Origin of the sequence: Kitasatospora sp. NPDC059462 (assembly GCF_042749955.1) — a bacterium.
Classification (GTDB): Bacteria; Actinomycetota; Actinomycetes; order Streptomycetales; family Streptomycetaceae; genus Kitasatospora.
This window is the reverse complement of sequence record NZ_JBHYUU010000289.1, coordinates 1-6,694: the sequence shown is the minus strand read 5'-3', so window position 1 is coordinate 6,694 and position 6,694 is coordinate 1. Positions and strand designations below refer to the sequence as shown.

Here is a 6,694-nt window from a genome sequence, read left to right as displayed (position 1 = left end):
GGGGGGGGGGGCCCCCTTCCCCCGGGACCCGGCTGGGGTCGGGGTGGGGGCCCGTACCCGCACGTGCGGTACGGGCCCCACCGCGTTCCCGGCCCTCCGGCCGCCGCGGCCCGCTCAGCGGCCGAGCAGCTCGCCGCCGTTGCAGTGCAGGATCTCGCCGGTGATGAACCCGGCCTCCGGCGAGGCCAGGAAGTGGACCGCCGCCGCCACCTCGCCGGTCTCCCCGATCCGCCCGAGCAGCGTCCGGGCCGCCCGCCGGGAGACCTCCGCGTCGTCCAGCCGCGGCCCGAAGAACTCGGTGCCCGCCACCGTCCCCGGCGCCACGATGTTGGCGGTGATGCCCGAGGTGCCGAGCTGGGCGGCGAGGAAGTGGTTCCAGGCGTGCAGCGAGGCCTTCGCCGCCCCGTACGAGCCGGCCCCGCGCAGGGCGGCGATCGAGCTGATGGTGACCACCCGGCCGGAGCCCGGGGCGAGCCGGTCGCGGACCGACTCGGTGAGCAGCACCGCGGTCAGCACATTGCGCTCGAAGTCCCCGCGCCAGCGGGCCAGCAGGGCGTGCGGCCCGGCACCGATCACGGTCTCCCGGCTGCCGGCGTTGTTCACCAGCACGTCGATCCGCTCCGGGAGCCCGGCCAGCGCGGCCTCCACGGCGTCCGGATCGGCGAGGTCGCAGACCAGCGGGGTCACGTTCGGCCCGAGCGCCGCGGCGGCTTCCTCCAGCACCGCTCGCCGACGGCCGACGATCACGACCTGTTCGCCCGCCTCGGCGAACCGCCGTGCCACCTCGTACCCGATCCCCGTGCCACCGCCGGTGACAACCACGTTCCTGGTCATCTGCGCACTCCCTCCCCAGCTCCGCCGCCCCGCTCCAAGGTGCGGGACGGTCCGTACCGGAATGCCACGATTCCTATCACGCTCGGTTGCCGTGACTGCGGGGAGGGTGACGTCGCGGCCGCTGGAAGGTGTGATATGGGGGCGGCACCGCCCGCACACGGAGCGTGGCGAGAGGCAGCTCACACCCCCCCGGCGTAACTTCTCACAGGGTGATACGTCTTAGGTTGGTAGTGCGGCAGTTTTTCCGGTGGGCTGAGACGTGACGAACGGCACAGCGTCGACGCACGACCACCGCTGCCGCCGACGGGGCTCCGGCGGGCCCCGGGTCGGTCGCCGACGGTTGGCGGCCTTCGCGCACGACGCCGGGGTGTGGCGGGACCAGGAACGCTTTGAGCGGCCGTTCCGGGTCCACCGCCGCCCCCGGAGTCGTGCGCCGGACGTTCGCACGGTCCGGCCGCAGAACAGCACGAGGGCCCGGCCGCAGGAGTGCGGCCGGGCCCTCGTGGCACGGTGTCAGGGCGTGCGCATGACGTCAGTACGGGTGCACGGCGTCAGCGGGCGTCGATCTCCACGTAGTCGCGGATCGCGGTGCCGGTGTAGATCTGGCGCGGACGGCCGATCCGGCTGGTCGGGTCGTTGATCATCTCATGCCAGTGGGCGATCCAGCCCGGCAGCCGGCCGAGGGCGAACAGCACGGTGAACATGCTGGTCGGGAAGCCCATGGCGCGGTAGATCAGGCCGGTGTAGAAGTCCACGTTCGGGTAGAGCTTGCGCGAGACGAAGAAGTCGTCCTTGAGCGCGTGCTCCTCCAGCTTGAGCGCGATGTCGAGCAGCTCGTCGGACTTGCCGAGCTGGCTCAGCACCTCGTGGGCGAGCTGCTTGACCTGGGCGGCACGCGGGTCGAACGCCTTGTAGACCCGGTGGCCGAAGCCCATCAGCTTGACGCCGGCTTCCTTGTTCTTGACCTTCGTGATGAAGGCGTCGACGTCGCCGCCGTCCTTCTGGATGCTCTCCAGCATCTCCAGGACGGCCTGGTTGGCGCCGCCGTGCAGCGGGCCCCAGAGCGCCGAGATGCCCGCCGAGATCGAGGCGAACAGGTTGGCGTGGCTGGAGCCGACCAGGCGCACGGTGGAGGTCGAGCAGTTCTGCTCGTGGTCCGCGTGCAGGATCAGCAGCTTGTCGAGCGCGTTGACGACGACCGGGTTGAGCTCGTAGTCCTCGGCCGGGACCGCGAAGGTCATCCGCAGGAAGTTCTCGACGTAGCTCAGGTCGTTGCGCGGGTAGACGAAGGGCTGGCCCATCGCCTTCTTGTACGCGTACGCCGCGATGGTCGGGAGCTTCGCCAGCAGGCGGACCGTCGACAGGTGGCGCTGGGCCGCGTCGAACGGGTTGTGGCTCTCCGGGTAGAACGTCGACAGCGCGCCGACCACCGAGGACAGCATCGCCATCGGGTGCGCGTCCCGCGGGAAGCCCTGGAAGAAGCGCTTGACGTCCTCGTGCAGCAGGGTGTGCTGGGTGATCTCGCGGTTGAACTGCGCGAGCTGCCCGGCGTCCGGAAGCTCGCCGTTGATCAGCAGGTACGCGGTCTCGATGAAGTCACCCTGGCCGGCGAGCTGCTCGATCGGGTAACCGCGGTACCGCAGGATGCCGTTGTCACCGTCCACGAAGGTGATCGCGGACTTGTAGGCGGCGGTGTTGCCGAAGCCGTTGTCCAGGGTGACCAGGCCGGTCTGCGGGAGCAGCTTCGAGATGTCGAAGCCGGCGTTGCCCGCAGTGCTCTCGACGACGGGGTACTCGTACTCGCCGTCCTGGTACCGCAGTACTACCGAGTTGTCGCTCACGTCTTCCTCACCGACGAAATGAATCCTCTTCCAAGGTGCCCTGACTGTCTCTACCATCCCCCATCCGGCGGACAGCCGCGCACCCGGGGTGACCCGAAAGGGCCCGCCCCTACAAAACCTCCCGCCGCCGCCGGTACGAACCGGACAAGATCGGCACCCCACCAGGCTCTGTCGTAAATCTCTTCACGTCAAGAGAACAATAGAGGCAACCATCCCTTGGAGAATCATCCAGACGCAAGCCGGTGGTCCAGCGCGGCATGCCTCCGACCTGCGCTGACACTGCGGACCGCCTGCCCGATCGCTTTCCGTGACCCCACCAGCACGACGAGTTTCCGGGCCCTGGTCACCGCTGTGTAGAGCAGATTCCGCTGGAGCATCGTCCACGCGGACATGGTGACGGGAATCACCACCACCGGGTACTCGCTCCCCTGCGAGCGGTGGATCGTCACCGCGTAGGCGTGCGCCAACTCGTCCAGCTCGTCGAAGTCGTAGGGCACCTCCTCGTCCTCGTCGGTGAGCACCGTGAGGCGCTGGTCGTCCACGCTCAGGGACGTCACCACTCCCACTGTGCCGTTGAAGACCCCGTTCCGCCCCTTGTCGTAGTTGTTGCGGATCTGCGTGACCTTGTCCCCCACCCGGAACGTCCGTCCGCCGAACCGCCGCTCCGCCAGCCCCTCCCGGGCCGGCGTCACCGCCGCCTGCAGCAGCGTGTTGAGGTTGCCCGCCCCGGCCGGGCCCCGGTGCATCGGCGCCAGCACCTGGACGTCCCGCCGGGCGTCGTAGCCGAACCTCTGCGGGATCCGCCGCGCCACCACGTCCACCGTCAGCCCCGCCGCGAGCTCCGCGTCGTCCTCCGCGAACAGGAAGAAGTCCGGCAGGCCCTCGGTCAGCGGCGGCAGCCCCTCGTTGATCCGGTGCGCGTTGGTCACCACCCCCGACTGCTGCGCCTGCCGGAAGATCCGGGTCAGCCGCACCGACGGGATCGGCCCGCCCTCGGCCAGCAGGTCCCGCAGCACCTCGCCCGCGCCGACCGAGGGCAGCTGGTCCACGTCCCCCACGAACAGCAGGTGCGCCCCCGGCGCCACCGCCTTGACCAGCTTGTTCGCCAGGATCAGATCCAGCATCGACGCCTCGTCGACGACCACCAGGTCCGCGTCCAGCGGCCGGTCCCGGTCGTACGCGGCGTCCCCGCCCGGCCGCAGCTCCAGCAGCCGGTGCACCGTCGAGGCCTCCACCCCGGTCAGCTCCGACAGCCGCTTCGCCGCCCGCCCGGTCGGCGCCGCCAGCACCACCTTCGCCCGCTTCGCCAGCGCCAGCGTCACGATCGACTTCACCGTGAACGACTTGCCGCAGCCCGGCCCGCCGGTCAGCACCGCGACCTTCTCGGTCAGCGCCAGCCGCACCGACTGCTCCTGCTCCGCCGCCAGCTCCGCCCCCGTCACCCGCGCCAGCCAGCCCAGCGCCGCCGGCCAGTCCACGTCCGCGAACCAGGGCATCCGGTCGGTGTCCGCCCGCAGCAACCGCAGCAACTGGTTGGCCAGCGAGATCTCCGCCCGGTGGAACGGCACCAGGTACACCGCCGTGACCGGCTCGCCGCCCTCCCCCGGCACCTGCTCGCGCACCACCCCCTCCACCGCCACCAGCTCCGCCAGGCAGTCGATCACCAGCCCCACGTCCACCTGCAGCAGCTTCACGCCGTCCGCGATCAGCCGCTCCTCCGGCAGGTAGCAGTGCCCCTGGTCGCTGCTCTGCGACAGGGCGTACTGCAAGCCCGCCTTGACCCGCTCCGGGCTGTCGTGCGGGATGCCCACCGCCTGCGCGATCCGGTCCGCGGTGAGGAAGCCGATGCCCCAGACGTCCGACGCCAGCCGGTACGGCTCGTTCTTCACCACCCCGATCGAGCCGTCCCCGTACTGTTTGTAGATCCGCACAGCCAGCGACGTCGAGACCCCGACCCCCTGGAGGAAGACCATCACCTCCTTGATGGCCTTCTGCTCCTCCCACGCGGCGGCGATCTTCTTCGTGCGCTTCGGGCCGAGCCCCGGCACCTCGATCAGCCGGCCCGGCTCGTTCTCGATCACCTCCAGGGTGTCCACCCCGAACCGCTCCACGATCCGCTCGGCGAACCGCGGCCCGATCCCCTTGATCAGCCCCGACCCCAGGTAGCGCTGGATCCCCTGCACGGTCGCCGGCAGCACCGTCGTGTAGTTCTCCACCACGAACTGCCGCCCGTACTGCGGGTGCGACCCCCACCGCCCGTGCAGCCGCAGCGACTCCCCCGGCTGCGCGCCGAGCAGCGCGCCCACCACCGTCAGCAGGTCGTTGGCGCCCCGCCCGGTGTCGACCCGGGCCACGGTGTAGCCGGTCTCCTCGTTGGCGTAGGTGATCCGCTCCAGCACGCCCTCGACCTGGGCGAGCTGCCGCGGCGCCGCCGCCTGACCGGTACCGCCGCCGGCGGCGGTCCGCGCCCCTGTCTGCCTGGCCACCGGGCCCCCTTCACCGTGCGGGACGACTTCCGCTACGCACCGTACCGTCCGGGTGCGACACCGGTGGCCCGGGTGCCAGGCTGGAAGGACGCAGGAGCCGCCAGGAACACCGTCGAAGGGCAGCGCACCATGCTCACCACCGCCTACCGTCCCGGTGCCCCCGACTGGCTCGACCTCACCAGCCCCGACACCGCGGCCTCGGTCGCCTTCTACACCACGGTGTTCGACTGGACCTACGCCTCCGCCGGCCCCGAGGCGGGCGGCTACGGCTTCTTCCGGCAGGACGGCCGCACGGTCGCCGCGCTCGGCCCGTTCACCGACACCCACGCCCGCCCGGCCTGGACCGTCTACTTCTGCACCCTCGACGCCGACCGCACCACGGACCTGGTCCGCGAGGCCGGCGGCCTGATCCGCTTCGCCCCGTTCAACGTCTTCACCAGTGGCCGGATGGCCGGCTACACCGACCCCACCGGCGCCGACTTCGCCGTCTGGCAGCCGCACGACGTCAGCGGCCTGGACACCGTCACCGAGCCCGGCAGCCTCTGCTGGACGGAGTGCTGGAGCATCGACGCCGGGGCGGCCGGGACCTTCTACCGCACGGTCTTCGCCTGGCAGGAGCAGGACGTCCCGATGGGCGAGTTCCTGTACACCGTCCTCACCCCGCCCGGCGGCGGCACCGAGGACGCCCACGGGGGGATCGTGCAGCTCGCCCCCGAGCAGACCGCCGCCGGTGTCTCCTCGCACTGGCTCCCCTACTTCGAGGTGCCGGACGTCGACGCGCGTCTCGCCACCGCGGAACGCCTCGGGGCCACCGTCCGGACGCCCGCCGCGGACGTCCACGGCGTCGGCCGCCTCGGCGGGCTCGTCGACCCCCACGGCGCCGCCTTCGCGGTCATCACCAGCGCTCCGCCGGGCACATGACGCCGGATCACGGCGGGAGGGCCTCCAGCGGGCGTCCAGGGGCCGCCTAGGGTGTGGTCATGAACGATCTGACCATCCGCCGGGCGACCGTCGACGATCTGCCGGCCGTCGTCGCCATGCTCGCCGACGACCCGCTGGGCGCGACCCGCGAGAGCCCCGACGACCTGACCCCCTACCGCTCGGCCTTCGCCCGCATCGACGCCGACCCGCACCAGCACCTCGTGGTCGCCGAGCGCGCCGGCCGGACCGTCGCCACCCTGCAGCTGACCGTCGTCCCCGGCCTCTCCCGGAAGGGCTCCACCCGCACCGTCATCGAGGCCGTCCGCGTGCACGCCGACGAACGCGGCACCGGCCTGGGCAGCGAGCTGATCCAGTGGGCCGTCGAGCGCTCCCGCGAACTCGGCGCCGAACTCGTCCAGCTCACCTCCGACGTCACCCGGACCGACGCCCACCGCTTCTACGAGCGCCTCGGCTTCGTCCCCTCGCACGTCGGATTCAAGCTCGCACTCTGACCGGAAACGCGAAGAACCCCCGCCGGAATACCGGCGGGGGTTCTTCTCAAAATTTGTTCGGCGGCGTCCTACTCTCCCACAGGGTCCCCCCTGCAGTACC

The 6,694-nt window shown here is 71.3% G+C and carries 5 protein-coding genes; 2 read left to right on the top strand and 3 right to left on the bottom strand.

Annotated elements, in window-relative coordinates; translation table 11 throughout:
- Nucleotides 1-114: 114 nt before the first annotated feature.
- The 3 genes from ACFXAM_RS36915 to ACFXAM_RS36905 form a co-directional block, all read right to left on the bottom strand.
- Entirely contained in the window at nucleotides 115-834 is a 720-nt protein-coding gene (locus ACFXAM_RS36915; protein WP_380298087.1) for an SDR family NAD(P)-dependent oxidoreductase, read from the bottom strand.
- Between the two features lie 551 nt (nucleotides 835-1,385).
- The gene (locus tag ACFXAM_RS36910) at nucleotides 1,386-2,675 is read right to left on the bottom strand and encodes a citrate synthase (protein WP_380298085.1); all 1,290 of its coding nucleotides are present in this window, start codon (nucleotides 2,673-2,675) and stop codon (nucleotides 1,386-1,388) included.
- A 224-nt stretch (nucleotides 2,676-2,899) separates the two neighbouring features.
- Entirely contained in the window at nucleotides 2,900-5,074 is a 2,175-nt protein-coding gene (locus tag ACFXAM_RS36905) for an ATP-dependent RecD-like DNA helicase (RefSeq protein ID WP_380298088.1), read from the bottom strand.
- 159 nt (nucleotides 5,075-5,233) lie between these two features.
- Between ACFXAM_RS36905 and ACFXAM_RS36900 the strand changes: the two genes are divergently transcribed.
- The gene (locus ACFXAM_RS36900; RefSeq protein ID WP_380298083.1) at nucleotides 5,234-6,082 is read left to right on the top strand and encodes a VOC family protein; all 849 of its coding nucleotides are present in this window, start codon (nucleotides 5,234-5,236) and stop codon (nucleotides 6,080-6,082) included.
- Nucleotides 6,083-6,141: 59 nt separating this feature from the next.
- On the top strand, nucleotides 6,142-6,594 hold the full coding sequence (locus ACFXAM_RS36895; protein ID WP_380298081.1) for a GNAT family N-acetyltransferase: 453 nt from the start codon (nucleotides 6,142-6,144) through the stop codon (nucleotides 6,592-6,594).
- Nucleotides 6,595-6,694: the final 100 nt, after the last annotated feature.

What these genes read in the sequence shown, in the direction of transcription:
- ACFXAM_RS36915 (WP_380298087.1), bottom strand. Translation starts at nt 834, where the DNA reads ATGACCAGGAACGTGGTTGTCACCGGCGGTGGCACGGGGATCGGGTAC.
- ACFXAM_RS36895 (WP_380298081.1), top strand. Translation starts at nt 6,142, where the DNA reads ATGAACGATCTGACCATCCGCCGGGCGACCGTCGACGATCTGCCGGCC.